The sequence below is a fragment of the Bradyrhizobium cedriense genome (assembly GCF_054602315.1).
On the sequence record NZ_JBTSWB010000002.1, the window covers coordinates 951139 to 977879 of the forward strand.

25 protein-coding genes are annotated in these 26741 nt (G+C 63.0%); 7 read left to right on the plus strand and 18 right to left on the minus strand.

Features of this window, described 5'->3' with window-relative positions; all coding sequences use genetic code 11:
* Positions 1-39 precede the first annotated feature (39 nt).
* Complete coding sequence (locus ACYCVF_RS10730; RefSeq protein WP_459602376.1) at positions 40-510, plus strand: metallophosphoesterase family protein; 471 nt, start codon at positions 40-42, stop codon at positions 508-510.
* 174 nt (positions 511-684) lie between these two features.
* Here ACYCVF_RS10730 and ACYCVF_RS10735 read toward each other — a convergent pair whose 3' ends face one another.
* The 15 genes from ACYCVF_RS10735 to ACYCVF_RS10805 all read right to left on the minus strand — a co-directional run bounded on the left by ACYCVF_RS10735 (position 685) and on the right by ACYCVF_RS10805 (position 16358).
* Positions 685-1737, minus strand: a complete 1053-nt coding sequence (locus tag ACYCVF_RS10735) for a UDP-glucuronic acid decarboxylase family protein (protein WP_459602378.1) — start codon at positions 1735-1737, stop codon at positions 685-687.
* A gap of 12 nt (positions 1738-1749) precedes the next feature.
* Positions 1750-2874: a CgeB family protein gene (locus tag ACYCVF_RS10740; protein ID WP_459602380.1), complete on the minus strand. Its 1125-nt coding sequence runs from the start codon at positions 2872-2874 to the stop codon at positions 1750-1752.
* Positions 2871-3959, minus strand: coding sequence for a CgeB family protein (locus ACYCVF_RS10745; protein ID WP_459602382.1), 1089 nt, complete (start codon positions 3957-3959; stop codon positions 2871-2873). Before ACYCVF_RS10745 ends, ACYCVF_RS10740 begins: the two co-directional genes overlap by 4 nt.
* Entirely contained in the window at positions 3956-5083 is a 1128-nt protein-coding gene (locus tag ACYCVF_RS10750; RefSeq protein WP_459606553.1) for a CgeB family protein, read from the minus strand. Before ACYCVF_RS10750 ends, ACYCVF_RS10745 begins: the two co-directional genes overlap by 4 nt.
* On the minus strand, positions 5080-6192 hold the full coding sequence (locus ACYCVF_RS10755; protein WP_459602386.1) for a glycosyltransferase family 4 protein: 1113 nt from the start codon (positions 6190-6192) through the stop codon (positions 5080-5082). The genes ACYCVF_RS10750 and ACYCVF_RS10755 overlap by 4 nt, the downstream gene beginning before the upstream one ends.
* Positions 6189-7475: a TIGR04295 family B12-binding domain-containing radical SAM protein gene (locus ACYCVF_RS10760; RefSeq protein ID WP_459602388.1), complete on the minus strand. Its 1287-nt coding sequence runs from the start codon at positions 7473-7475 to the stop codon at positions 6189-6191. Before ACYCVF_RS10760 ends, ACYCVF_RS10755 begins: the two co-directional genes overlap by 4 nt.
* Positions 7472-8530: an NAD-dependent epimerase/dehydratase family protein gene (locus tag ACYCVF_RS10765; RefSeq protein WP_459602390.1), complete on the minus strand. Its 1059-nt coding sequence runs from the start codon at positions 8528-8530 to the stop codon at positions 7472-7474. Before ACYCVF_RS10765 ends, ACYCVF_RS10760 begins: the two co-directional genes overlap by 4 nt.
* Positions 8530-9642, minus strand: a complete 1113-nt coding sequence (locus ACYCVF_RS10770) for an NAD-dependent epimerase/dehydratase family protein (RefSeq protein ID WP_459602392.1) — start codon at positions 9640-9642, stop codon at positions 8530-8532. The genes ACYCVF_RS10765 and ACYCVF_RS10770 overlap by 1 nt, the downstream gene beginning before the upstream one ends.
* Before the next feature lie 202 nt (positions 9643-9844).
* On the minus strand, positions 9845-11050 hold the full coding sequence (locus ACYCVF_RS10775) for a phosphopentomutase (protein ID WP_459602394.1): 1206 nt from the start codon (positions 11048-11050) through the stop codon (positions 9845-9847).
* Positions 11038-11988, minus strand: coding sequence for a glycoside hydrolase 5 family protein (locus tag ACYCVF_RS10780; RefSeq protein ID WP_459602396.1), 951 nt, complete (start codon positions 11986-11988; stop codon positions 11038-11040). The genes ACYCVF_RS10775 and ACYCVF_RS10780 overlap by 13 nt, the downstream gene beginning before the upstream one ends.
* Positions 11988-12752 (minus strand): TIGR04290 family methyltransferase, encoded by a 765-nt coding sequence (locus ACYCVF_RS10785; protein WP_459602398.1) that lies wholly within the window; start codon positions 12750-12752, stop codon positions 11988-11990. The genes ACYCVF_RS10780 and ACYCVF_RS10785 overlap by 1 nt, the downstream gene beginning before the upstream one ends.
* Complete coding sequence (locus tag ACYCVF_RS10790) at positions 12749-13558, minus strand: nucleotidyltransferase family protein (RefSeq protein ID WP_459602400.1); 810 nt, start codon at positions 13556-13558, stop codon at positions 12749-12751. The genes ACYCVF_RS10785 and ACYCVF_RS10790 overlap by 4 nt, the downstream gene beginning before the upstream one ends.
* 3 nt (positions 13559-13561) lie before the next feature.
* Positions 13562-14665, minus strand: a complete 1104-nt coding sequence (locus ACYCVF_RS10795; protein ID WP_459602402.1) for a CgeB family protein — start codon at positions 14663-14665, stop codon at positions 13562-13564.
* Positions 14662-15258: a histidine phosphatase family protein gene (locus ACYCVF_RS10800; RefSeq protein ID WP_459602404.1), complete on the minus strand. Its 597-nt coding sequence runs from the start codon at positions 15256-15258 to the stop codon at positions 14662-14664. The genes ACYCVF_RS10795 and ACYCVF_RS10800 overlap by 4 nt, the downstream gene beginning before the upstream one ends.
* The gene (locus ACYCVF_RS10805) at positions 15258-16358 is read right to left on the minus strand and encodes an inositol-3-phosphate synthase (protein ID WP_459602406.1); all 1101 of its coding nucleotides are present in this window, start codon (positions 16356-16358) and stop codon (positions 15258-15260) included. The genes ACYCVF_RS10800 and ACYCVF_RS10805 overlap by 1 nt, the downstream gene beginning before the upstream one ends.
* 357 nt (positions 16359-16715) lie before the next feature.
* On the opposite strand from ACYCVF_RS10805, the gene ACYCVF_RS10810 reads away from it, so the two are divergent.
* Together ACYCVF_RS10810 and ACYCVF_RS10815 are read left to right on the plus strand one after the other, a co-directional pair.
* Positions 16716-17012: a hypothetical protein gene (locus ACYCVF_RS10810; RefSeq protein ID WP_459602408.1), complete on the plus strand. Its 297-nt coding sequence runs from the start codon at positions 16716-16718 to the stop codon at positions 17010-17012.
* Positions 17013-17037: 25 nt separating this feature from the next.
* Positions 17038-17955, plus strand: coding sequence for a glycosyltransferase family 9 protein (locus ACYCVF_RS10815; RefSeq protein WP_459602749.1), 918 nt, complete (start codon positions 17038-17040; stop codon positions 17953-17955).
* 4 nt (positions 17956-17959) lie between these two features.
* Here ACYCVF_RS10815 and ACYCVF_RS10820 read toward each other — a convergent pair whose 3' ends face one another.
* Together ACYCVF_RS10820 and ACYCVF_RS10825 are read right to left on the minus strand one after the other, a co-directional pair.
* A complete protein-coding gene (locus ACYCVF_RS10820; RefSeq protein WP_459602410.1) occupies positions 17960-18742 on the minus strand; it encodes a Crp/Fnr family transcriptional regulator in 783 nt (260 codons plus the stop codon).
* 475 nt (positions 18743-19217) lie between these two features.
* Positions 19218-19754, minus strand: a complete 537-nt coding sequence (locus ACYCVF_RS10825) for a DUF1003 domain-containing protein (protein ID WP_459602412.1) — start codon at positions 19752-19754, stop codon at positions 19218-19220.
* Between the two features lie 532 nt (positions 19755-20286).
* Here ACYCVF_RS10825 and ACYCVF_RS10830 point away from each other — a divergent pair.
* From ACYCVF_RS10830 to ACYCVF_RS10845, 4 genes are all read left to right on the plus strand, one after another.
* Complete coding sequence (locus tag ACYCVF_RS10830) at positions 20287-22128, plus strand: heavy metal translocating P-type ATPase (RefSeq protein ID WP_459602414.1); 1842 nt, start codon at positions 20287-20289, stop codon at positions 22126-22128.
* Between the two features lie 133 nt (positions 22129-22261).
* Positions 22262-22576 (plus strand): co-chaperone GroES, encoded by a 315-nt coding sequence (locus tag ACYCVF_RS10835; RefSeq protein WP_459602416.1) that lies wholly within the window; start codon positions 22262-22264, stop codon positions 22574-22576.
* Between the two features lie 76 nt (positions 22577-22652).
* Positions 22653-24227: a chaperonin GroEL gene (gene groL / locus ACYCVF_RS10840; protein WP_459602418.1), complete on the plus strand. Its 1575-nt coding sequence runs from the start codon at positions 22653-22655 to the stop codon at positions 24225-24227.
* Between the two features lie 90 nt (positions 24228-24317).
* On the plus strand, positions 24318-24653 hold the full coding sequence (locus ACYCVF_RS10845; RefSeq protein ID WP_459602420.1) for a hypothetical protein: 336 nt from the start codon (positions 24318-24320) through the stop codon (positions 24651-24653).
* 175 nt (positions 24654-24828) lie between these two features.
* Here ACYCVF_RS10845 and ftsH read toward each other — a convergent pair whose 3' ends face one another.
* Positions 24829-26628, minus strand: a complete 1800-nt coding sequence (ftsH, locus tag ACYCVF_RS10850) for an ATP-dependent zinc metalloprotease FtsH (protein ID WP_459602751.1) — start codon at positions 26626-26628, stop codon at positions 24829-24831.
* Between the last annotated feature and the right edge of the window lie 113 nt (positions 26629-26741).

A 26741-nucleotide genomic window follows, 5' to 3' on the forward strand; every position in this document is an offset into this window, starting at 1 on the left:
GTTTGATCCGGTAGAGCTCTCCGAAGAGGTTGATGTGCGATGTCGATGACCATCGGCGTGATCTCCGACACGCACGGACTGCTGAGGCCGGAGGTGGAACGCTGCTTCGCCGGCGTGTCCCATATCATTCATGCCGGTGACATCGGCGCTCCAGAGGTCATTGAGGGGCTTCGCCGAATAGCGCCGGTCACTGCGATCAGGGGGAATGTCGACCAAGGTGCATGGGCAAGATCTTATCCTGAGACTGAAATCTTGCACCTGGGCGGCCACGGCTTTTACATCTTGCATGACCTCAACGCACTGAGGGGTGTCCCCGCTGATCTCGGCATCGACATCGTGGTATCGGGACATTCCCATCGCGCGCAGATCAGCACCCGGGACGGTGTGCTCTACCTCAATCCGGGAAGTGCAGGGCGGCGGCGATTCAAGCTGCCGATCACATTGGCAACGCTCGCATTGGACAAGGACGGCCCTCTTCGTCCTGTCATCCACGACCTCGACCGGGCCTGACTGGGCCAGATCAGGCTTCGGCAAGGTTGAAGTAGCGAGCGAGATCATGCTCCTGTGTTGCCCGGCACCACAAGCAGACTTCGTAATCCGGAAATTGTGACGGCCCTCAAGTCATTGAGTTTGCTGATCCGTTCTACTGTGCATGGGGTTGTTTTCGAGTCTTGTCAGACTTCATCACGTGCGCTCCGCAAGGGTCAGTCGTCCGCGTGGCGTACGGCCAGTCCTGCCCGCGGCTATCGCCGGAGCATCTGTCGCAATACGAAGCGCAAAATAGGCGATCGTCGCCTGCAGACCGTCTTTCAGCGGCACGCGCGGACGCCATCCCAGCGATCGCTCGGCGACATCGATGACGGGCTTGCGACGCTTGGGATCGTCCTTGGGCAGCGCTTCGAAGCGGAGCGGAGACGCCGAACGGGTGTACGACAGAACTTCGCGGGCGATCGCTTCGATCGTGACCTCATGCGGGTTTCCCAGGTTGCAGGGACCGGTGACCGTCGCCGGGCTCTCCATCAGAAGCTGCAATCCGCGCACGAGGTCGTCGACGAAGCAGAAGCTCCGCGTCTGCGTCCCGCGGCCGTAGATCGTGATCGGTTCGCCCCGGAGGGCCTGCACGATGAAGTTCGAGACGACCCGCCCGTCGTTTTCGAGCATGCGGGGGCCATAGGTGTTGAAAATGCGCGCGACCTTGATCTCGACCCCGTGCTGCCGGTGATAGTCGAACATCAATGTCTCCGCGGCGCGCTTGCCCTCGTCGTAACAGGCGCGTGGTCCAATCGGATTGACGTTGCCGAGATAAGATTCCGGTTGGGGGTGAATTTCGGGGTCGCCATACACCTCGCTGGTGGACGCCTGGAGCACGCGCGCCGATTTACGCCGGGCTAGCTCGAGCATGTTCATCGTCCCGATCACGCATGTGTTCATCGTGCCGATCGGATCCTTCTGGTAATGGCGCGGCGAGGCGGGGCAGGCGAGGCTGTAGATCCGATCCACGGCCTCGTCGATCTCCAGGGGCTCACGCACGTCGTGCTCGATGAAGCGAAAATTCGGATGGTTGAGCAGGGGCCGAATGTTCGCAATCGTGCCGGTGAACAAATTGTCGACACAAATAACCCTGTGACCGCGCTGCAGGAGCGCGTCACATAGATGCGAGCCGATAAAGCCGGCGCCGCCGGCGATCAACGCGGTCGAGACCGGGCGTGCGGCACGAAAGCGAGTCTGAAACGTCATGGTCCTCTCCCTTCAGAGCTCGGCGACCTGCATCGGCCGGATTTCAGGTAGCCTCTTGGATTTCCGACGACGGCGCGCGGAAGCCTCGAGATAGTATGTCTCCAACTGCTGCGCCCGATGCTCGGACGTGTGATCTGCAAGAACTCGCCGCCTTGCGTTCTCGGCAATCGTGCGCCGGCGTTCCTCCGGCATGTCGCGCAGTATCTCGAGCACCTCCTTTGGCTCGGAGGCGATGAGAATTTCGGACGACGGCTCGAATATCGTCTCGATACCGGGCCATCGGTCCGAGATGATCGGGGTGCCACAGGCCGCGGCTTCGAACAGGCGAACGCTCGGGGAGAAGCCCAGGGCGCGCATATCGCTTCGGGTCGCATTGAGGGTGAAGCGTTGTTCGGAATAGAACGTCGGATGCTGCTGCGGCGTGAGATGCTCGATCCGGCTCACATTGTCGGGCCAGCTGACGTCTTCGGGGTATTGTGCGCCCGCGACCACGAACTGCTCGGCCGGTAGAGCTCGGGCAGGAGCCAGGAGCAATTGCTCGAGCACGGGCTGCCTGTCGTCGCTGTAGGTTCCGAGGTAGCCCAGCGACCATTTCCGCATTGCCTGCCTGGGAGCATAGAGCCTGGTGTCGGCGCTGCAGTAGAGGGTTCGCGCCAACGGGCTGCCGTAGTTCTCCTCGATCATCTGCGGGACCGGGCCGCCGGTAAACGAGAGATACAGGTCGAAGCGTGGGATCATTGCCGCCGAAAGGTAGTCCAGCCCCTGCTCGAGGCGAGACAACGTGACCGGCGTATCGATGTCGTAGAAGGCGGTAATTCCCTGAGCCTCGCTCGTCACCCATTCGGCAATCGCGATTCCATCAGGCACGTACGAGCCGATGATCACAAGATCGGCGGTGCGGATAAGCGGTCCGAAGCGGGATGGAATGTCGCTGAGCGATTGATAGAGGTGGACGTTCCACGCCGAGGGGCTGACCAGATCGCGATGAGTCCGGTACCAGGCGACGTCGCGCTCCAGGAAGCTGACGCGATGGCCCCGCTGTGCCAGGGCTTCGATCAGGGCACGGTAGGTCGTGGCGTGACCATTGCCCCATGACGATGTGACCGAAAGACCGATGACGACGATGTTGAGGTTCATTCTGCTGCCTCGATGCGTGAGCTGCTTCCGACGAAGAGTTCATTGAACTGGCGCGCACGATGCCGGTAAGTATGGTGAGCGAGGATGCGCGCGCGTGCGCGGCCGGCGATCGCCCGGGCGCGATCCGGGGTCAAAGCGCCGATATGGTCCGCCACTTCTGCCGCGTCCGCAGCGACCAGAACCTCGTTGTCCGGTTCCAGAAAATAATCGATGCCGCCCCATTGGTCGGTGATGAGGCAAGCGCCGGCACCGATCGCTTCAAACACGCGTGTCGGTGGTGAGAAACCGTAGCGTGCCATGCTGTCTCGATTGACGTTGAGCGTGGCAAGCGCCGAGCCGAAGAAGCCGTTGTGATCGGCGGTGCCGACGTGTCCGACTTTGCGCAGATTGGCCGGCGTCTCCTTGGTCTCCCAACCGGAGCCGCCGAGCACAAAAGACCGGTCCGGTAGATGACGCGCGACGTCGATGAAGAAGTGTTCGACGCGCTGCTCGCGATCCGGAAGCCGGTTCGCCAGCAGGCTGAGATCGCTGGCGTAACGCTCAATCCGCGGTGCAGGGAAGTGCGTTGCCGGATCGAGCGCATTGTAGATCGGCACGCAATCGCGCGCGCCCATGGCGCGGTATGCGGACACGACGGGCTCGCCACCGCCATAGGTCAGCACCAGTTCGTATGAGGGAATGGCCCGGCGCAGATGATGCCTGGGGTTCTGCTCCATCGCGTCGAGCGTGGCCGGCGCGTCCACATCCCAGTAGATGCGCATCGCTTTCGACGGAATGGCCGCGGCCGCGGTTTCGAGCTCCTCATCGAACACGCCGACGCCGCTGGCCTTGATCAGCATGTCCGCGGATTTGGCGGCGGCCTCGAGGCTGATTCGCCAGCCGTCCGGCGTCGCCGGATAGACGACCACGCGCGCCCAGCGGGGATCGTCGATATCGCGATGCGCCTGCCGATCGAATGCGTCCGGCTCGAAAAACGTGACGTCGTGGCCAAGCGCCGCGATTTCCTTCAGCATGCCGCGATAGTAAGTCGCGGCGCCGTTCCAGTAGGACGATACGAGGCTCGATCCGAAGAAGCAGATCTTCATGCGACGGCTCCGATGGTTGGCTTGCGCCGCGGCTGGGCCGAGGCCTGTATGCCCTCGACGATGTCAAGCAGTTGTTGCGCGCGATGGCGGCAGGTGTGCCTTTCGCTGATCACACGGAGCCCGGTTTGCATCATCGCGGATGACATCTCGTGGTCATCCAAGAGGGTCCGCAATGCCCGTTTCATCTGTGGTCCATCGCCAACGCTGAGGTAGGCGCCCTCGGGGAATAGCCCCTCTGCATCGGACCACGGCGCAGAGACCAAGGGGATGCCGCACGCCATCGCTTCGAACACGCGGATGGTGGGTATGCCCGGAAGAGAATGGACATAGGGCCCCCGTGGCACATGCACCGTCGCGCGTGCGCTGGCAAAGGCCGCGGGAGCCCAATGTGCCGGCAGCCAGCCGCCATATCGGATGCCGGCCGCCCGGATCGTCTCGAGAGCAGCGTCCGAGTAGCGAACACCATAGATGCTCGCCCGGAGTTTCAATGCCGCCACCGGTTCGACCAGGAACTCGTTGAGCTCGGCGCCGCGCTCGCCATCGCCCCAATTGCCGATCCAGATCAGATCGTCGGTGCGCGCGATGTCCGGCAGCGGATGGTACAGAGCGGTATCCGCCGCCTCGTGCCAGGTAAAGACGCGCCCCGCCCATCCGAGCTTCAGGTAGATCTGCCGAAGCACCTCACCGAAGGCAAGCACGCCATCGAACCCGTCGAGGTTGAACTGCGCAAGTTCGTGGGGCGCGCTGACCGCGCGATGGTGGGTATCGTGAAATAGAAGCGTGTAGGGAGCCCCTTGCGCCCGCCTGCGCCCGAGCTGCGCGATAAGATCGGGGGAATTCCACTCGTGAACGATCACAAGATCGGCGCCGTCGGTGGCCTCATCGAGGTCGAGGAAGGCGTCATAGCGGCGGATATCGATCCCGGGTAGCAGCGCCGGGATGTCGTCCAGGGCGTGCAGACCGCCTTCTCGTATGGCATTCAATCGGCTCCAGCCGTCGATCGGCTCGAATACGACGACCTCATGACCCAGCGCGTGCAGCTCGCGCGCGTAGCCGCGGAGAAAGTGTGCGTTGCCATTGTTCCAGCACGAGGTGAACGCATGATAGAACAGGGTGCATCTCATGCCCGCACCTCAATCTGGTCTTCTCGGGTCATGGCGCTATGCGATGAGAGCAGACCCTCATAAAGCTTCATATATGCGCTGGTCATTCGCGCCTGCGAATAGGTCAGGGAATGCTCATAGGCGGCACGCTGCAGCCGCGAGCGCTCGCGCGCGTCGGCGCAGAGGCCGGCGAGCGCTCGATGCAGCGCATCGGCGTCGGCCGGATCGACGAATAAGGCGGCTCCGTTCCAAAGCTCCCTGAACGTCGGGATGTCCGACAGGACGAGCGCGCAGCCGGCTGCCGCGGCCTCCAGGACAGACAGGCCGAACGGCTCGTAGAGCGCCGGGCTGACGAAAATTGCAGTATGCCGCAGGCGGGAGTGAATGGCCTCGGACGGCAAGTGCCCAAGCCACCTAATAGAGACGGACGGGCTTGCATCGGCGTCGCCCGCGACCTCTACCGGCCAGGCCAGTCCATGCGCCGCTGCCGCGAGAGATTGGATATTCTTGGCGCGGTCCCAGAGCCGTCCGGCCGACAGGATCACGTCCTGTTTTCGTCCGACGAAATCGCCCGGTGCAATCCCGTTCCAGATCACCGTGCCTCTGGAGCGAGGACGGTATATCTCGCTCATCACGTCGTGGAAGGCTTGACTGGGGCACACCCAGGCCTGCGCCTCCTCGAGAGCCGCAGCAACTCGCTCGGTGTAGAGGCGCCACCGCGGCTCCTCAAGCCACGCCGTGTCCCGGCAGGCTCGCGCCCAGGAATTGACGCAGGAATGCGCGACGAGCACCGTTGGCGCGCGCCAGCCGAATGACGCTTCGCGGAAGCTATTGAGGTGAACGACGTTCGGCCTGAGCTCGGCTTCGAGGCTCGCCAGCAGGCGGCTCGCGTCAGCAACATTCCGGCCTTCTGGATCCTGCCACTCGAGTGCGAGATCCGTCTCGATCAGGCGCACGCGGGACCGCTGCAGCCGGTCCCGCTCGCCTGTCCGCGCGCGTGGACCCATCGTCACCAAGGCGACGTCGACACCAGCGTTTGCGAGGTCGGAGGCGAGACCGCAGGAATAGGTCCACACGCCTCCCACCGTGTCGGTAGTCATCAGGAGCCTGATGTTCGAACGGAGGCTCATGGCGCCACCTGGAGTTCGAGCGCATCGAGCGGGACCGGGCGATCGTTCTGGACGTCGCTGAACCGGTCGAACATCGCAAGGTAGTGTTGATGCGCGCGCTCCCAGGCAAAGTCGTCAGGCTCGCCCCACAATTTGCGGTAGTCCGGAGATCCCGGATAGGGATAGAGCGGCACGGGGTCGTTGGCCCAGACCCCCGCGTCCTGCATCTGGCGGCGCCAGCGCTGCACGACCGGATCGTCGTCCTCGGGCATTTCAATCAGGTTGGCCTGCACGAAGGGAACGTGACGGCGCGCCTCGGACAGCCGCTCGGCCAGCTGATCGGTACTCATCCTGCAATTCTTGGCGAGGGCGGCGCGTCCTTCGACGGTGAGGCTCTCGATCCCGGCTTCGATCGACACGCAGCCGGCGCGGCCGAGCAGGGCGAGCATATCAGGCTTCCAGAGGTCGATCCGCGTCTGCACGCCGAACTTCAGCCCACGCGTCGTCAGCTCCTGCAGCAGCTCGGCGTTCGGCAGAAAGATCTCGTCGATGAAATAGACATACTCGACGCCTTGACGGCGGAGATTGTCAATCTCATCGAGAATGACGGCGGGCGGGCGCTTGCGATAGGCGTTGCGGAAGTTGTCCTTGGCGCAGAAGGTGCAGCTATAGGGGCAGCCTCTGGATGCCTCAACCTCGGCACCGGGAGCCAGCGGCTCGGCTTCAAATCGGTGATGGTGGTGATGATGTCGGCGGATCATCTCGTCCGGCCAGCGTAGCGGCGGCTGTTCCGTAAAGCGGGCAGCCTGCGGGCCACCATTGACCCGGATGGAAGCTCCGTCTGCAAAGCAAAGGCCGCCAAAGTCGCGTTCGCCGCTGGCCAGGCGGAGCAACGAGATCTCGCATTCGCCCATGACCACAATGTCGACGCCGAGTTTCTTCAACGCCGCCTTTGGTGTGGTCGAGCCGTGAGGGCCGACCGCAACCAGGACCGGTGCGAGGTCTCGAACCGCGAGCGCGAGCTGCTGTGGCACGCGAAGCTCAGGGGGTGCGCAACGCCAGAACAGATAGGTTGGGGCTGTGGTAATCACGACCAGATCTGGACCGAACGCGCGCAGCTCGGCTTTGATGTCGGTGAGCGCCAGATCGAACATGTGCGCGTCGATCAGCAGCGTCTCATGGCCGGCCGCCTTCAAGTGATGCTCGGAAATACCAAGCTCGAGCGGCAAGTGAGGCGATCGGCAGCCGAAATAAATGCTGCCGCCGAACTCCCAGTTGGGATTGATGAGGGCGACCCGCGTCATGCCAGGGCCTCGCGGCTGCTGTCCGACGATCCGAATCGGCTGTGCAGCCAGGTGTGGAGCGAGCGGAGGCCTTCGGCGATCTCAACCTGCGGCACCCAACCAACAGCAGTGGACAAGGCGGTTGTATCCGTGACGTACCAGGGTTGATCACCGGGACGCCAATCGGCAAAATCATAGGCAACGCCTCGGCCTGTCAGGTCGCCGATCTGGTCGATCAATTCCAGCAGGCTGATCGCATTGCGCGGACCCCCGCCGAGATTGAACACGCGTCCGCGGACCAACTCCATGCGGTCGAGCGCCGTAAGCCAGGCGCTGACAGCATCCGAGACATGGAGCGCGTCGCGAACTTGCTTGCCGTCACCATAAATCGTGAGCGGATTGCCGCGAAGCGCGCTCAGCAGAAAGTGCGCAATCCAGCCTTGATCCTCGGTGCCGAACTGACGCGGGCCGTAGATGCAGCTCATGCGCATCACGACGGTGCGAAGGCCGAACACGCGGGCGTAATCGTGAACGTACTGGTCCGCCGTCCCTTTGGAGCAACCATAGGGGCTATAGAAATCGAGCGGCGTGCCTTCGGAAACGCCGCTAGCCAAGCCATCATCCGTAGGCATATAGCGCCGACCGGTCAACGTGATCGCGTTGTCGTCGATCAGGCGGCCGTACACCTTGTTGGTCGATGCGAAGATGACCGGCGCCGGCCGATTGTGCAGGCGAACGGCTTCGAGCACATTCAGGGTACCGCGCGCATTGATCTCGAAATCGGAAGCGGGATCGCTCACGCTGTCGGTGACGGCGACCTGCGCAGCCAAGTGCAGAACCGCACGGGCTTCGCGCACGGCGTCGATGACGGGAATCGGCTCGCGGACGTCGGCGATGGTCACCGTCACCCGGTCACCGTGCCTCGACTTCAACCATTGAGCATTCTCACGCACCCCAGCGCGGGCAAGATTGTCGAGTACCAGCACGTTATCGCCTCGTTCGGCGAGCCGGTCGGCAAGATTGCAGCCGATGAAGCCGCAGCCTCCGGTGATCAGGACAGGTCTGTTGTCAGTCATCACGCAACCAATCCTCGTTGCAGCAACTCGCTGGTTGCTCGCTCGGCCTGATCGTCGGCGATCTGGTCGGCGAGGTATTTCGCAAGCTCCTCAAGGCCGTCCTTGAATGCGACATGCGGCACGAACCCGAGCACGTCGCGAGATTTTCCGATGTCGGCGAAGCAGTGCCGGATGTCACCTGCGCGGTATTTCCGGGTGATCTCGGGTTGGATGTCGGGCCGCCCCATGACGTCGGCGAGATCCTGCGCGACCGAAAGAATGTCGCGGCTCTGGCCCGAACCGACGTTGAAGACGTCCTGAGCGTGATCAACCTCGAGCGCCATTCGGCACGCACGCGCCACATCATGCACATGAACGAAATCGCGGCGCTGAAGGCCGTCTTCGAACACAAGTGGCGGTCGACCATTGAGCAGCCGGGCGGCGAAGATCGCGAGCACGCCGGTGTAGGGGTTCGACAGGGCCTGGCGAGGTCCGAACACGTTGAAGAAGCGCAGCGCCAAGGTCGCAATGCCGTAAGCCTTGCCCGTGATCAGGCACATGCGTTCCTGAGCGAATTTGTTCAGCGCATAGATCGAGCTCAGCGAAGGCTGCTTGGTCTCGGGAGTCGGGACGGGTTCGAGAGCATTGCCTGCCTTGTCTCGCAATTCCCAGTCGCCGCGGCGGAGCTGTTCAATCGGCCGCTCCTCGCAAGCGATCACGCTCTGGTCGGCGCTGCGATAAAGGCCTTCGCCATAGATGCTCATCGAGGAAGCCACCACCAGCCGCTCGACGGGACGCTTTGATAGCGCCTGCAGCAGCACGGCAGTGCCGACCTCGTTGGTCCTGACATACGGTTCGATGTCGTACATGCTCTGGCCGACTCCGACCGCGGAGGCAAGATGCAGGACCATATCGGTCCCTCGCAGAGCGCGTTCGACAGCGTTGGCGTCGGTCACGTCTCCAACGACGAGCTCCGCGTCGGCGGCGAGATAGGAGGGGCGCTGACGGTTGCCGCCGTGAACCTGCGGCGAAAGATTGTCGAGCAGTCTGACCTCATAGCCGGCGGCTAGAAGGCTATCGGCCGCATGCGATCCGATGAACCCCGCCCCACCCGTGATCAATACTCGCGTCATTCACCGCTCCGTGCGCAGGGAGACCGATCCTGCGGGATCGACCTGGATGAGTGTGGAAGCGCGCTCTGCTTTCGGTCGGACGACCCGCGCGCCGGTCACGTTCGAAGTTAGAAGCGGTGCAAGGAATGTTGGTTCCTGCAAAATGTACAAACGAAAATTTCTCTAACCTGGATCAATAATCTGAGTGAATCGTCGAGAGCGTTCAAAAACTGGCGCCGTGGAGCGGGGCCGGCAGCTCAAGATGTCTCGCGACAGTTGCTCCAATATCTGCAAATCCAGTTCGCCGACCGATGCGATAAGAGCGATCAGCATTCGCCACGAGAATGGGCACCTGTTCGCGCGTGTGATCAGTGCCGCCCCAGGTGGGATCGCAGCCGTGATCCGCGGTGATGATCAGGAGATCATCGCTTCGCAGCCGATCGAGTAGTTGCGGCAATCTTGCGTCGAACGCTTCGAGGGCCGCGGCATATCCGGCGACGTCCCTGCGGTGACCGTAGGTCGTATCGAAATCAACGAAGTTGGCAAACAACAGGCCGCCCTCCGCCAGGCCGTCCAGTCCATCAAGGGTGGCATCGAAGAGCGCGTCATTGCCGTCGCCTCGCAAATTCCGCCCGGTTCCACGGTGCGCGAAGATGTCGTCGATCTTGCCGATCGAGACGATGTCGCGGCCATCGCTCTCGGCGATGTCCAGAATCGTGCGTTCCGGGGGCGGGACGGAGAAATCGCGACGGTGCGCGGTCCGCCTGAATCCCGTATCGGGAGTGCCGACGAATGGCCGCGCAATGACGCGCCCGATATTCAGGGGATCGACCAGCCTGCGCGCAACCAGGCAGACGTCGTAGAGGCGTTCCAGCCCGAAACTGTCCTCATCGGCTGCGATCTGAAACACACTGTCGGCGGAAGTGTAGCAGATTGGCTCGCCGCCCAGCATGTGGCGTTCGCCAAGCTCGGCGATGATCTGCGTCCCCGAAGCATGGCAGTTTCCGAGAATCCCGGGCAGACCTGCCTCCGCGCACAGGCGCAGCACCAGATCGCGGGGAAAGCAAGGTATGGTTCTCGGAAAATATCCCCAATCGAACGGGACAGGCACGCCGGCGATTTCCCAATGCCCTGAAGGGGTGTCCTTGCCTTTCGATATCTCGCTCGCGCATCCGGATTGCGCGGTCCTGGTCCGAGCCTCGAGGCCCGCCGGCGTGCGCCCGGTGGCGAGCAGGCAAGCCTCGCCGAGGCCGAGCGCAACCAAATTGGGTACGCGGAGGGGCCCCTCCCGGCTCGCATTGTCGGCTGCGCCGGCAAGGCAGGCTTCAGCGATGTGGCCCACCGTATCCGCGCCCTCGTCACCATAACGCGCAGCGTCGGGCGCTGCGCCGATGCCGACGGAATCCATCACCAGGATCAGGGCACGCATGTCGACTCCGTCGTGACCGGTTGCGGCGAAGGCGGGGGTGCCAGCCCTGTCCTCGTGCAATAGCGTTCGACCATCTGGGCGCAAAAATCGGCGAACTCGTTCGCGTCCTTTGGCGGGCTGGTATGATGAGGCGCGAGCCCGCGATGTTCCGGCGTGAAGCAGAACGTCACGGTAACCTGGAATTCGGCAAGAGCGTCCATCTGACGGTCGAACCAATCAAGGGCGTTGGGACGGAAACTGTCGGCCCAGGAGAGTCCCGTCCGCAGATGGATCACGCCGAGGCGGCGCATCCATGTGACAGCCTCGTGCAGGCGATGATCCTCGAAGTGAAACCACTGGCAGAGGCCGAGCTCGCGCGCGTATCGGCCGAACTTGTCCAAGGCGAGCTTTGGCGTACCATCTTCCCGCAGCAGGCCCATGTGGAAATGCCGGTAGTAGGAGGATCCTTCGGCTTCCTTGTGCCGGGTCGTGGCCTCCCAGGCAGCAGGCAGGTCGTAAAGGCTATACCAGTGGATCCGCGGCGCGCGGCCGATCAGGAGCTCCGCGGTGCGCGACAGGCCCCAGGCCTGGACCTCTTCCGCACCGAACGATGACACGCCGACTTCGGTGACCCAGACCGGCAGCGACGTCGTCGCTTTGATTTCGTCGAGCTTGCTCGGCCATTCCCCGATCTTCCACAAGTTCCAGTCGAGCGGAAAACCGTGCACCGCCACCGCATCGACGTGATCGAGAACGCCGTGTGCCTGCATGTTGCGGATGAAGGACGGATCGATCGGCGATATGCCGCCAAGCACGCGCGGCAGGCTCGGATGCGCCGAGCGGATGGCCTTGCCGGCGGCGATGGCGGTATCGGCAAACATGGCCCAGTCCGGGTCGATCAGGAGGTCCCAATGTGATTTGTTATTCGGCTCGTTCCAGATCTTGGCAGCTTCGATCATCAGCCCACCTTCCGCGACGGATAGACAGGGCCATCGGCCTGCGGCCGCTCAGTGCGCTTGCAGAGATAGACCTCGTCTTCGGGATGCGCGGTGATGGCAAAGCCGGAGCTGCGAAGCATGGCTTCCACGCACGCACGATTGGGGACCCACCAGTTGGTGGGATCGTCGGCATATCTGTGCTCGACGAAGTGAAGCTTGGGATAGCCCGGAGCGTCGAATTGATCGGTGGTCCAGAAGTCGTAATTGTCTTCGATCGACTCGATTTGGCTGTCGCCCCGAAGCATCGACTGGAACAGCAGGAGATCGCCGGCGACATGTTCGTGGATGAGGTCGAGGGCGAGCAGGGGATGTCGCAGATGATAGAGCACGCCCATGAAGATCACCAGGTCGAACTTTTCGCGGAGCTGCCCCACGTCATAGGCGGACATCTTGCGGAATTCGATCCTGAGCCCGTTTACTTCGGCAGCGAAGCGAGCCTGCGCCAGGTATTCTTCGTCGGTATCGAGACCGAGCACGCGCTCGGCTCCACGCCGCTTCATTTCCATTGCGTAGAAGCCGGCGTTGCAGCCGATGTCCAACACAGTCTTGCCTTCGAGCCGGTCCGGGATGATTCCCGAGAAACGCCGCCACTTCACGTTCGGGTAGTCGCCGAGGAAATGGGCTGGCGCGGTCGGAACACCGTCGAGGTCGAGATTGTGAAACCACGGCCCAAGCGCATCGACACGGCGGCGGATTTCGTCACGGGAAAGGGCCGATCGGGTCATGCGATCACTCCGTCGTTCGTCTTGGGGGCTACTGTTGTCACCTCCGGCGAGGCGCCGGCCCAAAGGCGCGAACGACCATTCCCAGTGCGGGTCTCGGCCAGCAGCGCCATGGCCGTGCGATAGCCGTCGATCGTGCCGACATCGACATAGGACTCGCCGGCCTTGACGCCGGTGCCGCGTCCGCCCGCGACGAGGTAAGCATTGACCAGCGTCCCGAAATATTCGTCGCAGCGGCCGCGTTCGTTCCACAACGCTTGCAACTCGCGAAAGCCCCCCGCGGACATCCGGAAGGCGCCCCAGATCCATTTTGAGGACGCGTTGCGCTGCTTAACCTGGATTTCGGTCACTCGATCGCCATCGAGCACCACGGCATCGAAGAACTCCGGATGTTCTACGGGAAATAGCAGGAACGAGAGATCGGCGCCGGGCAGTGCGCGCAAGGCGGTGGCGGGAAACCAGACCGTGTCGGGAAGCCCCACGATCACGTCCTCGTCTCTTCCGACGACCGTACTCGCCCTGAATACGGCATCGCACAGGCCTAGGGGCTCGGGTTGCACCACATAGGCGAGCTCGGCGCTGCCATAATGGTCGCCGAAATATTCGAGAATGTCGGACTTGCCGGGCGAGATGACGAAGCAGATCTTGTCGGCCCCGCCGAGGATCAGGCGCTCGAGGAGATACTCGGAGACTGCGCAAGGACGTGACGTGCCGTCATCGCCGCGGCTGCCGACGGGAAGCAGCTCTTTCGAAAAGGCGAGCGGCTGAATGCGGCTGCCGCGACCGGCAGCCGGAACAACTCCCCACATGATCTAGGCCTCCTCGGTTTGCCGCTGGCGCGTGCGACCGGATGCTGTGCGCTCGAGCAGCGCAACAAGTTCATTGGCTCGCTTGTCCGATGTGTGCTGGTCCATGGTCCGCTCGCGTCCTCGTCGCGCGATGCGTTGCAGCTCGGCATCGGACATCGCCAAGGCGGCGAGCGTATCGTCTTCGTCCTTTGCAAGCAGGATCTCGTCGCCGGGGGCGAAGAACGTATCGATGCCTACCCAACTGTCGCTCAGCAGAGGAACCCCGCAGGCTGCGGCTTCGAACAGGCGGCCGGAGGGGCACCACCCCATCTCCGCCATTGCCCGGCGCGTCACATTGAGCGTCATACGGGACGAAGCGAAGAACGCAGCATGTTCGGACGGCGGCAGGTGCCGGACGAAATAGATGTTTGGGGACCATGGAAAGTCGTCTGGATATTGGGCGCCGCCGATCAGAAAGCGCAGATCGTGCCTGTTACGCGCGGGCGCAACGAACAGCGTTTCCAGCGTCCGCTGGCGATCATCGGAGTAGGTGCCCAGATAGGACAGATCTGCACGGTAATGCGGCTGCGGGGAGACCGGCCGATGAATGTCGGTATCGACGTGACCATAGAGCGGCTCGATGTGACGCGCGCCGAGCCTGGAGCGGAATTCATGCTGGATGCGCGGCCCGCCTGTGAAGCTCAGAACCAGATCGAAATCCGCGAGACCGCGCGGACCGATGTACGGCACTGCCTCTCCCGCCACGATCCTCGACACCGTCACGGGGGTGTCGAGGTCGTAGAACACCGGAATGGCGCGTCCTTCCCCGAGGATCAAGTCGGTTGCCTCGATTGCATCAGGACAATAGGACGTGACGATCGCGACGTCGGCGTCGCGCAGATCCTGCTTCGCAATCGGGCGGACGGACTCCCAATCCGAAAACAAGTTCAAACGACCGCCCGGCAGTTCGTGGAAATCCCGAGCGCCGGCATAGTACGGGACATCGCGCTCGAAGAACACGATGGTGTGCCCCAACCGCACCAGGTGCTTGCAGAGACCCCGCCACAGGGTGGCGTGACCATTGCCCCAGGAGGAGGAGACGGTCAGGCCGAATATGACGATCTTCACGCTCTTACCCGCTGATTGATTCCGGTGATGTTGAGTTTGTCTCGATCGACAGTGAGCGTGCTGATGCTGGCCGGCTCGATCTCGACGGAGAGAAAGTCGTCGAGCTCAGTCCCCCGATAATGCAGGAGCGCGGCACGGATCGGCTCTGCATGACTGACGACCACGACGGTGTCGCTGCCGGGGTCACCCCGCAGCTGCTCGAGGTGATCGACCATTCGTCGCTGGAGAGCTCGCATGCTCTCGCCGCCGGGCGGCTGGCTCGTGCCGCGCCGGGTGTTCCAGACCGACCAGCGCGGATCCCGGTCAAGGTCGTCAAACGATTTCCCGGTCCAATCGCCGTAATCCAGTTCATCGAGAGCAGGCGCAATCTCGACCGCGAGGCCGTAATGCGCGGCCAGGATGCAGGCCGACTGCAGGCAGCGCCGCTGCGGGCTGGATTGCACCAGGTTCGGGCGCGGATTGATCGCTTCGGCGCAACGTATGATCTCCCCACAGCCAGGCTCGTCAAGCGCGACGCCTTTCATCCGGCCGCACAACGTGCGGCCGAGCAGGGCGTGGTGACCATGACGCACGAGATGAATGATCCTCGCCATCACGCGTAGGCCTTGTCCTCGATGAAGGCCCGGGTGCGGCGGCCGGCTTCCTCGTCGGTGAATTGTTGTGGAGGCGACTTCATGAAATAGCTCGAAGGCCCGGTGAGTGCGCCGGCGATGCCACGGTCCATCGCGAGCTTGGCGCAACGCACCGCGTCGATGACGACACCCGCCGAGTTCGGAGAATCCCAGACCTCGAGCTTCACCTCGGCGCTCAGGGGCACTCCGCCAAAGGTCGTGCCCTCCAGCCGGATGTAGGCGAGCTTGCGGTCGGTGAGCCATGGGACGTGATCGCTCGGTCCGACATGGACATTGTCGGCATCCATGGGGACGTCGAACTGGCTGGTGACGGCCTGGGTCTTTGATATCTTCTTGGACGTCAGGCGTTCGCGCTCGAGCATGTTCTTGAAATCGGTGTTGCCACCGACGTTGAGCTGATAGGTCCGATCGAGGCGGACCCCGCGCTCGCGGAACAGGTTGGCGAGCACGCGGTGAAGGATGGTGGCGCCGACCTGACTCTTGATATCGTCGCCGATGATCGGCAAACCGGCTTGTTCAAATCGTGCTCGCCAATCCGGATTGGAGGCGATGAACACCGGGATGCAGTTGACATAGCCGCAACCGGCCTCGATCGCGCGGGCGGCATACCATTCGCTTGCCTGTTGCGAGCCGACCGGAAGATAGGACACCAGTACGTCGGTGCGCGAGGTCGCCAGCACCTCGGCCACGTCCGCCTCCGGCGCGTCGGAAATTGGAATGTCGTCCTGCAGATAGCGGCCCACGCCGTCCATGACCGGACCGCGCTGCACAATCACACCTGTTGCTGAAACGTCGGAGAAGTGCTGGGTGTTGTTCGGCCTCGCCCAGATCGCCTCGGCGACGTCGCGTCCGACCTTATTGGCGTTCACATCGAATGCGGACGCGATCTGAATGTCGCTGATGTGGTAGCCGCCGACATCGGCGTTCATCAATCCGGGCACCGGCTCGTTCGACGTTGCATTCCGGTAGTAGGTGAGCCCCTGGACCAGGGAGCTCGCACAATTGCCGACGCCGACGATGCCGACGCGAACGCGTCGCCTGTCTTGAAGACGTGAATGCATGAACTGATGCCCTCCGGAAAAGCAACGCGGCCAACGTAAGTAGATCGGCGAACGTGCGGAAGGTATGTTCGTTCCTGTGTCGATCAGGCCGTGCAGCGTGATGATCGTGTCAAGGCCTGACAAAAAGCGATAGGCTTAACCTGGATTAGAATCTGCGACACTTTCACGGAACGATCTTGTTCATGGTTGAAGAACAAGAAGAAGATGCAAGAAGAAGATGCAAGAAGAAGATGAAGGTGATGATGCCGTCCGGCGCCGGGCGATTGTGACAAGAACAAATTCTGACGGCCGACGTTCAGCGAAAGCGGACGAACTCGTCTTCGTGTCGAGTTCCAGCGCCAACGAGGAAGGTGTCAGATGAGCGCAAGCCATTCAAAGACGCACAGCAGCGAAGCCCAGCAGACCTCGAACCATGACGTCATTCGAAAATGGGTGGAGGAACGCGGTGGTGAGCCGGCTACCGTGAAGGCGACGGAGGAGAACGGACATGCCGGCATCCTGCGGATCGACTTCGATCCTCCGGAGCAAGGCCTTGACCGGATCAGTTGGGACGAGTTCTTCGAGAAGTTCGACGAAGCCGGCCTCGCGTTCCTTCACCAGGATCGGACCAAGGATGGCGAGCTCAGCCGTTTCCATAAATTCGTCAGAGCTTAGGAGAGATGGTCCCGACGTGAGCAGCATGAGCGGCTGGACGGAGGCGATGCGTGCGGGGGATTTTGCTCGCGCCTGGACCATGACCGATCACGACCTGGCAGCGCTTGCCCTTGTCCCCAAGCACACCGGTCCGCGTCATCTGCAAAGGATATGGCGCGGCGAGGAGCTTGCGAACAAACGCGTGCTGGTCCGCTGTTATCACGGCCTCGGCGACACCATCCAGTTCCTCCGCTTCATGCCTGCACTTGGGATGATCGCGCGCAGCGTGACGGTCTGGTGCCAGCCCGAGCTGTTGCCCTTGGTCGAGCGGATCGAAGGCGTCAGTCTGGCCATTCCGCTTCATGACGGCACCCCTGGCACCGAGTTCGATGCCGATATCGAGATCATGGAGGTTCCGCACGCGATCAGGGCGCGACGTGAAACGGTCGAGATGCGCGCGCCATATCTGGTGCTGCCTCCGCGCGAGGCAGCCGCAGGACAGCTTCAGCATTGCCAGGATCTGGCCGTAGGTCTGGTCTGGGAGGTCGGTGCCTGGGACAAGCGGCGTGCCGTTCCGCCGGCGCTGTTACGGCGCCTTGCCGGTGACGGCAGAACTCTGTATTCGCTCCAGCGAGGCGGAGAGACTGGGCGGCTCCCCGAGACGGTCGCGGGAGATATCAGCACGCCGGACATTGTGGCCCTCGGTCATCTGATCCGACAGGTCGACCTCGTGATCAGCGTTGACACCATGGTGGCGCACCTTGCGGGAGCGTTGGGCTGCGAAGCATGGGTGCTGCTGCATGCCGACTGCGATTGGCGTTGGCCGACCTCCGGCTCTCGCACGTTTTGGTATCCGACCTTGCGCCTTTTCCGCCAGAGGACACAAGGCAATTGGGACGAAGTCATCGAAGAGGTACGGCAGGGCCTGCTCGTCCGCGCCGAGTTGAAGCGGCGAGCTGGGTGATCTCTCACGCGACCGCCACGCCTGTCGAGACCGTGTGGCCCTGCGGCGGTCGCACTCTGTGGTCGTTAGCGCGGATCTGAAGATAGGCTGGATCGAAGTCAGCGAGACGAACGAGACCTGACCAGTCCACGATCGTTATGGTTTTGCCGTGCCATCGCAGCAAGTTGCGGCGCCGCAGTTCCTGAATGGTGCGATTTGCATGCACTGGAGATATGCCGCACGCTGCGGCGAGGTCGGATTGCGTGAAGGGAGATGCAAGACTGAGGTCTCGCGCAAGTCCAACGGCCTGGAGACGCTCGGTGATCTCGCAGATGAGATGGGCAACCCGGCTGAGAGCGTCGCGGCTGCCGAGGTTCAAGGTCCAGTCGCGCTGGATTGCGAGATCAGCGAGCAACATGAGGAGCAGCGCGCGGGACATTGCGTGAGATCTCGCGGACAGCTCCCGAAAGAAGCTATGTGGCACCAGGGCAACGACGGCAGACCCGAGCGCGATAAGGTTGCCTTTGGCGTGCGGTTGATAGAGGGTATGCAGATCGGGAATATCGCCAGGAACATAGATCGCGGTAATTTGTTCGTCCTGGCCGTTAGCTATGTGCCAGGAGAGATAGCCTTGAAGCACGAGACAGCATCGGTCTGTCTCGCCGTGGTGACGCAGCAGTACCTGATGCGCTCCAACATGAGCGATGGCACTCGGCATCTCCGCCAGCAGGTCAAGATCGCCGGTTGTCAGATGGGTCAGGCTCGTCAATCGATCTGCGAGCTTGGAGAAAGCGAACCCTGCTTGCATCACGCGTCCATTACACGTTTCACTCAAGTTATTTGGCGGACACAAACGAAACTCGCATTAACACGTGATAAGGTTCGGCGGCGTTCCCGCTCTCTCATTGCAGGTGAACCGGTCTCGAGAGATTTCCGATCCGTTTGGCTGCCGCCTGTCTATTTTTTCAGTGAAGTTTAACATGTGCGAATTCGCCTCCCGTCGTTTGGGTGCATGATCTCTCTGCGGACGGGGGAGTGTGATGCTTGCAGCCGAAACGACCGCGCTGCTCCGGAATATCCTTGGCGAGGTCTGCGCTGCCGTTTCTCGTCACGAAACCGGTGCGCAGGTCCATGTGGCATTTCCATGTGGCATCGAGGCTTCTCCAAAGCGCCAAGGGCGAGATCTCCGCTGAAGGCCTGAGGCTGGTCGTCAAACGGGCGTTGGTGGACGTCCCGACCATGTGGAGGTGTCGCGGACGCCTGGAGCAGGCCGCCTGTCCGCTTCACCGCCGGTTCGTTTCTTCGATCTTGTCCAGCACGCGCTCGGGAGCGATACTGCGGGACGCTTCGTTGAGATCTGCCTGAGAGCTGGAGTCTATTTGCAGGCGACGCGAGACCTGATTGAGCACGTCGGCCACCTTGGTAAGCTCGTGCTCGGTCAGGAGACTGATCTGCAGATCGAGATCCGCCCTCTTGTCGGCCTCGGTGGCCATTCGGTTCTGTGAGATCAGCACGAACGTCGAAAGAAAAATGGCTTCGACGGACGCAATCATGCCAAGCACGACGAAAGTCGGATCCCACGCGGTCAGCCCCGGAATCCATTGCAGATTTGCGACGATCCAGAAGCCGAAGGCCACGAGATGGAGGTAGACGAAGGTCATGCTGCCCGCAAAGGCCGTGATGACGTCCGCCAACTTCTGTTGAGTGGTTGCCTCGGCCTGCTCGCGACGGCGGCGCTCGACGAGCGCCTGAATATTACGCTCGAGAACAGGGCTCATTCCTTCAGGAGGTGGCGTCTTGTAGGTCAGGTCGTTCCTCATGCGGCGCCAACGTGGGCGCTGCAGTGAGGTTCCCGCGAAGTTATGGACCCTTAACGGAGTGTCGCGCTTACCTCGCGATCTAGGGAGCGCCCGTGCTCGATTGTATCGTCGTCGCAGGGGGCCGCCGGTCTTACGGCCGCCGTTCATCTTGCAGTCCGTCAAGCCCTATTGCCCATCGTCCGAGCTTTGGCCCTGCCGGAGCGCCGTGTCCGCTCGTTCGGAGGTTTAGTTGTGAGGACGCACGTGTCGAAAGAGCGTGTCAAGTTACCGAGCCAGTCCGGCCGCGTTGCCGCCGGTCGACCCGGGATTGGCGGCGGATGAATCCGTCGTTGCTTGTCCGGGCGGTCGCATTGCCTCTGACGTGGGCGTCGAACTGCCCCAGGTTGCCGCTTCGCCTTGGGAGAGTTTGACGTGAATCAACCCGTCCTGGCGCCGGGTCGTGCAGATGAAGCCTGTGGACCGTCACCGGCGTGGCTGTCGCGGCATGCGGCTTCACGCGTGCAAACTGGTTTGGCTGCTTGTGAGCTTGGAAATGCCCGCCGGTTTCATTCTGCGAAGCATTCTGGTCCTGCTGACGGCTATCGGTCTTGCCCTCGGCTTCGCTATGCCGCTGCTCGGACACGCGGCGTGGCAGGACCGCACCTGGGCGGCCTTCGCGATTCCCGTTCTAATCGCGCTCGGTTACGACATTGCCGCGAGCCTGCGGCGCGGTGAAGTCGGCCTCGATATCGTCGCGGGGCTGTCGATGGTCGCCGCGATCGTCGTCGGAGAAGAGTTGGCCGCAGCCGTGGTCGCCCTGATGTACGCCGGCGGACAGTTCCTCGAAGCGTTCGCGGAACGGCACGCACGTCGCGAGATGACGGCGCTGCTGGCGCGCGTACCCCGGACCGCCGTTCGACATCGCGCGGACGGCCTGGAAGAAGTCGCGCTGGACCTCATCGTACCTGGCGACCGTCTCTTGGTGCGGCAGGGCGACGTGATCCCGACCGACGGAGTGGTGGCAAGCGCACTTGCGGTGTTGGACCAATCGGCGCTCACGGGAGAGCCGATTCCGGTCCAGCGTCACGGGGGCGACGAGGTCATGAGCGGATCCACGAATGCCGGCGAGGCATTCGATCTCGTCGTTTCGCAGCGCGCTGCCGAAAGCACTTATGCCGGCATCGTTCGCCTGATCGACGGGGCGCAGCGTTCCAAGGCGCCGATGTCGCGACTGGCCGATCGATTCGCGATCGTCTTTCTCGCGATCACCGTGCTGATCGCCGCCGTTGCGTGGTTCTTCACGGGCGATCCGGTCCGTGCCGTCGCCGTTCTCGTCATTGCGACGCCGTGCCCGCTTATTCTCGGAGTGCCGGTCGCCATCGTTTCCGGCCTCTCCCGAGCCGCGCGCAATGGAATTCTGATCAAGGGAGGCAAGGCGATCGAAGCGCTCGCGCGCATCGATTCTCTGGTCCTCGACAAGACCGGCACCCTCACGGATGGCAGGGCAAAGGTCGTCGCAATCGACGTGTCGTCCGGCGCCGATCCCGCCGACGTGTTGCGCTTCGCGGCTTCGCTCGATCAGGCGTCCAAGCATATCATCGCTCAGACCATCGTCGGCGAGGCGCAGAGCCGACGGCTCAGACTGGCAATCCCATCCGACGTCGTCGAAACGCCAGGAGAGGGCGTCACGGGCGTCGTCGAAGGGCGATCCGTGGCGGTCGGAGGCATCCGGTTCGTGATGTCGAAATTGCCGAAGCGAGCTGAACACCTACACCAGCCGACGAGATCGCCCGGCGCTGTCGTTGTCGCGGTTGCCGTCGGCGGCCGTCTGGCAGGCGAGATAAGGCTGGCCGACGAATTGCGTTCGGGAACGCAGGCTCTGCTTGATCGGCTGAGGACGCTGGGCGTTCAACGCATCGTTCTCGCTACGGGGGACCGCCGGGAAGTGGCAGACGCCGTTGCCGCAGGACTGGGAATCGATGCCGTGCGCTCAGGGCTGACGCCGGACCAGAAAGTCCTGGTCGTCCTATCCGAGCGGAAAAACGGCTCCGTCATGATGGTCGGCGACGGGGTCAACGATGCGCCGGCACTGGCGGCCGCCGATGTCGGAGTGGCAATGGGCGCGAGAGGTACGGCCGCATCCGCCGAGGCCGCCGACGTTGTCATCCTCGTCGATCATCTGGATCGTATCGTGCCCGCCATGGAGATCGCCCGGCGTTCCCGCTTCATCGCCCTCGAAGGGGTCTTTGCCGGAATGGGGCTCTCTGTGATCGGAATGGTCGCGGCGGCGTTGGGTCATCTCACTCCCGTACAGGGAGCGCTCATCCAGGAATTGATCGACGTGGCCGTGATATTGAACGCCCTGAGAGCGCTGCGGGGTGGGAAACCGTCTTAGTCGGCGCCGCGGGACAAAATTTTCAAGACCCCTCTTGAACAGAAATCGACCCATTCCTAGGTCGTTTGCCGCCCGGGGGCCGGTTCCGGACCCGGATTTTGGACACCGCTGAACCTACTCAAGGAGGATGTGCATGCATTTCCGCCCGTTGCACGACCGTGTGCTCGTGCGCCGCATCGATGCCGAGGAGAAGACCGCCGGCGGCATCATCATTCCCGATACCGCCAAGGAGAAGCCGCTGCAGGGCGAGATCATCGCCGCCGGGCCGGGCGGGCGCAACGAGCAGGGCCAGCTCGTGCCGCTCGACGTCAAGGTTGGCGACCGTGTGCTGTTCGGGAAGTGGTCGGGCACTGAGGTCAAGATCGACGGCGAGGAGCTCTTGATCATGAAGGAAAGCGATCTTCTCGGCGTGGCCGAACAGGCCGGCACGCTCAAGAAGGCGGCGTAACGCTGACGGTCATCGAAGAGAAAGGAGTTTGCAACATGGTTGCCAAGGACGTGAAGCGACCGAAGCCCGCGAGCGTATGCTGCGGGGCGTCGACACGCTAGCGAACGCGGTGAAGGTCACGCTCGGTCCCAAGGGACGCAACGTCGTCATCGAGAAATCGTTCGGCGCGCCGCGCATCACCAAGGACGGCGTCACCGTCGCGAAGGAGATCGAGCTGGAGGACAAGTTCGAGAACATGGGCGCACTGATGGTGCGCGAGGTGGCGTCGAAGACCAATGATCTCGCCGGAGACGGCACCACCACGGCAACCGTGCTGGCGCAGGCCATCGTCAAGGAAGGTGCCAAGGCGGTCGCCGCCGGCATGAACCCGATGGACCTCAAGCGCGGCATCGACCTTGCCGTCGACGCGATCGTGGCCGACCTCAAGTCCCGGGCCAGGAAGGTCACCTCCAACGACGAGATCGCCCAGGTCGGCACCATCTCCGCCAACGGCGATACCGAGATCGGCCGCTTCCTGGCCGACGCCATGCAGAAGGTCGGCAACGAGGGCGTGATCACGGTCGAGGAAGCCAAGAGCCTGCACACCGAGCTCGAAGTGGTCGAGGGCATGCAATTCGACCGCGGTTATATCTCGCCCTACTTCGTCACCTCTGCGGAGAAGATGAGGGTCGAGCTCGAAGATCCCTATGTGCTGATCCATGAGAAGAAGCTGTCGGGCCTGCAGGCGATGCTGCCGTTGCTCGAACAGGTCGTGCAATCGAGCAAGCCGCTGCTGATCATCGCGGAGGAGGTCGAGGGCGAGGCGCTCGCGACGCTGGTCGTGAACCGTCTGCGAGGCGGTCTGAAGGTCGCCGCCGTGAAGGCGCCGGGCTTCGGCGACCGCCGCAAGGTGATGCTGGAGGACATCGCGATCCTCACCGGCGGCACGGTGATCTCCGAAGACCTCGGCATCAAGCTCGAGAATGTCTCCGTGAAGCTGCTGGGCCGCGCCAAGAAGGTCGTGATCGACAAGGAGAACACCACGATCGTGGACGGGGCCGGCGCCAGGAAGGACATCGAGGCGCGAAGCCAGCAGATCAGGACGCAGATCGAGGAAGCCACCTCGGACTACGACCGCGAGAAGCTCCAGGAGCGCCTCGCCAAGCTCTCCGGCGGCGTTGCGGTGATCCGGGTCGGTGGCGCGACCGAGGTCGAGGTCAAGGAGCGCAAGGACCGCGTCGACGATGCGCTGCATGCGACACGGGCCGCGGTGGAGGAGGGGATCCTGCCCGGCGGCGGCGTCGCCCTGCTGCGCTCCCTCAAGGCGCTCGACGGCGTCAAGACCGCCAATGCCGACCAGAAGGCCGGCGTCGACATCGTGCGTCGCGCGATCCAGGTGCCGGCGCGGCAGATCGTGCAGAATGCAGGCGAGGATGGCTCGGTCGTCATCGGCAAGCTGCTCGAGAACCAGACCTACACCTGGGGCTTCAATGCGGCGACCGGCGAGTATCAGGACTTGGTACAGGCCGGCGTGATCGATCCTGCCAAGGTGGTGCGCACCGCCTTGCAGGACGCAGCCTCCGTTGCTTCGCTGCTCATCACGACCGAGGCGCTGGTGGCTGACAAGCCGAAGAAGACGGAAGCGGCAAGCGCTCCCACCATGGACTTCTGAGACCAGCGAGCCCGGCCCTGCGGCCGGGCTCGTTCTCCATGAACTCTGTCATCGTCAATCGGATCTGTTTTCGAACGATAGGAGGATGAGATGATCAAGCATCGTACTTTCTCCGCTCGCGCGGAGAACACCCCAAAAATACTGCGGCATCTCGCTGCCATGGCCATCGGTGCTGGCCTTTCTCTCGTGCCCTTTGCGGCCTACGGCGCGGAGAGCCCAGGCATCGACCGGAACGCAGCGGATGGCTTCGAGCGGCTCGCCCTGCCGCCGATCCCGTACCTGGACACGATGCCGTGGTCGAGCTGGGAACGGGATAGCCCGACCATGAAGGTGGACACGCTGCTGTCGCCAGTTCTCGGACCGTCGGGCATCCGGCTCGACGTCACGCCGCCGGATCGGGACCGGCCACAACCTGCCATGAGCTGAAAGGCAATGAGCTGAGAAGGCTGAGGCGGCCGGTGAGCCGCTCCGGCCCTTGTTGATGAACGATTGAGCTCGTAGGGTTGGAGCTTGGCTCCGCAGCCGCTCGTACGTCCAGGTGAAAGGAGGATGACCAGAACGGAAGCGGCCTGCGCAAGGCCGTTGCGCTGACTTGCGAAGCTCAGATCGCCCGCAGCCCCTCCTTAGGCATCTCCCGGATCAGCGCATCGATATCGCTCTGCTCCAATGTCTCCTTCTCCAGGAGCTTCTTCGCTGCGCGGTCCAGGATCGGCCGCCGCATTGTCAGGATGGCTTGGGTGCGCTGGAACACCTGGTCAATGATGGATTTCACCTCGCGGTCGACCGCCGCGGCGGTCTCTTCCGCATAGTCGCGCTCGCGGGTCGGATAGGCGCGGACGCTACCCAGTCTCTCGGACATGCCGTAACGCGTCACCATGCTGCGGGCGATGTCGGTCACGCGGCGCAGGTCGTCGGCCGCACCGGTCGACAAGTGCCCGAACACGATCAGCTCGGCGGCGCGGCCGCCGAGCAGCACCGCCATCTTGTCCTCCAGCTCCTGCTTGGTCATCAGGAAGCGATCTTCGATCGGCCGCTGAATGGTGTAGCCGAGCGCGCCGACGCCCCGCGGAATGATCGAGACCTTGTGCACGGGATCGGTCCCGGGCAGGGACAGCGCGACGAGCGCGTGCCCCATCTCGTGATAGGCGACGATCTCGCGTTCCTTGGGATTGAGCAGGCGGTTGCGCTTTTCGAGGCCGGCGACCATGCGTTCGACCGCATTGTTGAAGTCGCTCATGCTCACCGCGTCGGCGCCGCGACGTGTCGCCAGCAGCGCCGCTTCGTTGACGAGATTGGCGAGATCCGCGCCCGTGAAGCCCGGCGTGAGCGCGGCAACGGCGTCTGCGTCGACGCCGTCTCCCAGGCGCACTTTCTTCATGTGAACCCTGAGGATATCGATGCGGCCCTTCTTGTCGGGGCGGTCCACCAGCACCTGACGGTCGAAGCGGCCGGCGCGGAGCAGGGCAGGGTCGAGGATTTCCGGCCGGTTGGTGGCGGCGAGGATGACGAGACCCGAGCGCGAGTCGAAGCCGTCGAGCTCGACGAGCAGCTGGTTGAGCGTTTGCTCCTTCTCGTCGTGGCCGCCGGCGAAGGGGCCGATGCCGCGGGCGCGGCCGAGCGCATCGAGCTCGTCGATGAAAATGATGGCCGGCGCCTTTTCGTGGGCCTGCTTGAACAGGTCCCGCACCCGCGCCGCGCCGACGCCGACGAACATCTCGACGAATTCCGAGCCCGAGATCGAGAAGAACGGCACTCCGGCTTCCCCTGCCACCGCCTTGGCCAGCAAGGTCTTGCCTGTGCCGGGCGGGCCGACCAGCAACACGCCTTTCGGCATGCGGCCGCCGAGCCGGCCATAATCGGCGGGGTTCTTGAGGAAATCGACCACCTCGCGCAGTTCGTCCTTGGCTTCGTCGACCCCGGCGACGTCGGCAAAGGTGACCCCGGTATTGGATTCGACGTACACCTTGGCCTTGCTCTTGCCGATGGCCATCAGCCCGCCGCCAATCCCGCCGCCTTCCGCCATGCGGCGGCCGATGTACCACCAGATACCGAAAAACAGGAGCACGGGCATGACCCACGACAAGAGGTCGCGGAGGAACGTGCTCTCGATCTGCCCGGTGAAGCGGACGTTGTACTTCTCCAGCTCCTGCGCGACGTCCTGGTCGACGCGCGTGGTGACGAATTGCTTCTGGCCGCCGGGCAGCGGCTCCTTCAGCGTGCCCTGCAGCGTGCGGTCCGAGATGCCGACGGTGTCGACTTTCCCCTGACGCAGCAACTGCTGGTATTCACTATAGGGAATCACGGCAATCTGGTGGGCCGTGGAGATCAGATGCTGGATCAGGAAGACCGCGAAGATTGCGGCGACAGCATAACCGAGATTGAAGCGGACATTCTTGTTCATGTTCATGCGGGAGCCAGATCCGATAGTGTTGCGCGGCGGGTCGCCTCGGCGCTCATGTGTGCACGCTCGTCCGAGCCCGGTACGCGTCCGGACCTGCATCAGGTTCCGAAACT